Source organism: Streptomyces sp. SID3343, assembly GCF_009865215.1.
GTDB lineage: Bacteria > Actinomycetota > Actinomycetes > Streptomycetales > Streptomycetaceae > Embleya.
In genome coordinates, this window is the sequence record NZ_WWJX01001180.1 from 1 (window position 1) to 2,030 (window position 2,030).

At 69.5% G+C, this 2,030-nt stretch carries 2 protein-coding genes; both read right to left on the minus strand.

What is annotated here, in order from left to right; translation table 11 throughout:
* Nucleotides 1–58: 58 nt before the first annotated feature.
* Entirely contained in the window at nucleotides 59–1,696 is a 1,638-nt protein-coding gene (locus GT354_RS37280) for an ABC transporter substrate-binding protein (protein ID WP_161360818.1), read from the minus strand.
* 28 nt (nucleotides 1,697–1,724) lie between these two features.
* A partial coding sequence (locus GT354_RS37285) for an ABC transporter ATP-binding protein (RefSeq protein WP_161360819.1) occupies nucleotides 1,725–2,030 on the minus strand: 306 nt, incomplete at its 5' end.

Below are 2,030 nucleotides of genomic sequence, written 5' to 3' on the forward strand. Positions count from 1 at the left end.
TGTGCGCTGCGGTGTGCCGTGCCGTGTGCGCTGCGGTGCGTCGTGCGTGCGAAGGGGCTTACTTCGCGCCGATGTCCGCGGCCCAGGGGTAGTAGAGGTAGACGAAGGTGGCGGGTGCCCCGGTGAGTCGGCTGTTCTGCGCGAGCCGGACGTAGGGGGTGGCGACGGGGATCCACGGCGCGTCGGCGGTGATCTGCTCCTGCGCCTTGGCCACGAGTTCGGCGCGGTGCACCGGGTCGGGCTCGGCGGTCGCGGCGTCGAGCGCTTCGGTCACGGCCGGGTTGTCGTAGCCGTTGTAGTTGTTGAACCGCCCCGGCAGCGCCATCTGTTGGTACATCTGCAGCGGCTCGGGGAAGTCGGGGTAGTTGATGGTGAAGAACGCGTCGATGCCTTCGCGGGCCTTGGGGTCGGAGAACAGTTCGCCGTAGCTGTTGAGCGGCATCGCCTTGATCTCGACGTCGATACCGGCTCGTTGGGCACCGGATTGGATCGCCGAGACGATCTGTACCGCCGAGAGCTGCTCGGCGGGCACGGCGATGACGATCGGTCGGCCGGGGTTCCCCGCTTCCTTGGCCGTGGCGCGCGCGGCGTCGAGGTCGTAGCGCGGAGCGGGCAGGGCGTCGTACGCCTTGCGGTAGACGTCCGCGGCGGGACCCGTGCCCCACGTGGCGGGGGGCGTGATCGTCTTCAACGGCTCGCCCGCGCCCTTGAGGATGACGTCGACGATGCCCTGGTAGTCGATGGACAACCGCAGCGCGTCGCGCAGCTTCGGGTCGGTCGCCAACAGCGACGTGGGGTTGCCGACGACCAGGCCGATCATCTGCATGCTGCTGCCGTACGTCATGTCCACCTCGGACGACTTGCCGAGTTGGACGAGACCTTCCAGCGGCGCGTCGTACACGCCGTCGAGTTCGCCGGCGGTGAGCGCGTTCGCGGTGGTGATCGGGTCGGTGATGAACTTGAAGGTGAACTTCTCGGCGTGCGCCCGGTGTTTGGGGTCCCAGTAGGCGTCGTTGCGGGTCATCCGCAGGTAGTTGCCACGTTCCCAGTGGTCGAACTTGAACGGGCCGCTGCACATGAGGCCGCCGTCCGGGGTGCCGTACCCCTTGCCGGCTTGCCGGAAGTGGGCCTTTTCCACCACGATGCCGGGTCCGGCGGCCATCGACGGGTCGAACATCGTGTCCGGCTTGGTGAACTTGACGGTGACCTGGCGGGGGCCGGTCGCGTCGATGCTCGCGACGTTGGCGAAGGCGCCGACCCAGAAGGAGCCGGCCTTCTCGTCGAGGTTGCGCCCCAGGCTGAAGGCGACGTCCTCGGCGGTCACCGGGTTGCCGTCCCAGAACGTCGCGCCGTCTCGGACGGTGTACACGAGAGTCGACGGGTCGGGACGCTCGGTCTTCTCCGCGAGTCCGGGGCTGACGCTGAAGTCGGGGTTGAGCCGGTACAGGCTCTCGCACATGTTCGCGAGAATGGTGTTGCTGGGGTAGTTCGCCGAGTGCAGCCAGTCCAGCGTCATGGGTTCGCCCTGTGCGATGGTCCAGTCGATCGACGGCACGTCGCCGCGTGCGGCGGGCGTCGAGCCGTTCAGGACCGCGGCGGCGCCGGGGAACACCCGGTCGGCGCCGGAGTGCGCGCAGGAGGTGAGGGTGACGAGGGCCAGTGCCGCGGCGACCGCGGCGCGCCGAGTGTTTCGCATGGGGTTCTCCGTGGGGCGGGGCGGGCGGTCAGACGGCGGCGGCCCGGTCGGGCCGCCAGCCCGGGCCGGGCACGCTCGCGCGCAGTCGGCGGGTGTAGGGGTCCTGTGGGTCGTCGAGCAGCGCGTCCGTGGTGCCGCGTTCGACGACCCGGCCTCGGTGCATGACGATCGCCTCGTCGCAGATCTGCCGGACCACCGCGAGGTCGTGGCTGATGAACACGTAGGTGGTCGCGACCGCTTCGCGGATGTCGGCGAGCAGGTTGAGGATCTGCGCCTGGATGGACACGTCGAGCGCGGCGACCGCCTCGTCCAGGACCAACACCGCCGGGTCGGC

Excerpts from the sequence above, each read along its gene's own strand:
- GT354_RS37280 (WP_161360818.1), bottom strand. The coding sequence starts at position 1,696 with ATGCGAAACACTCGGCGCGCCGCGGTCGCCGCGGCACTGGCCCTCGTC.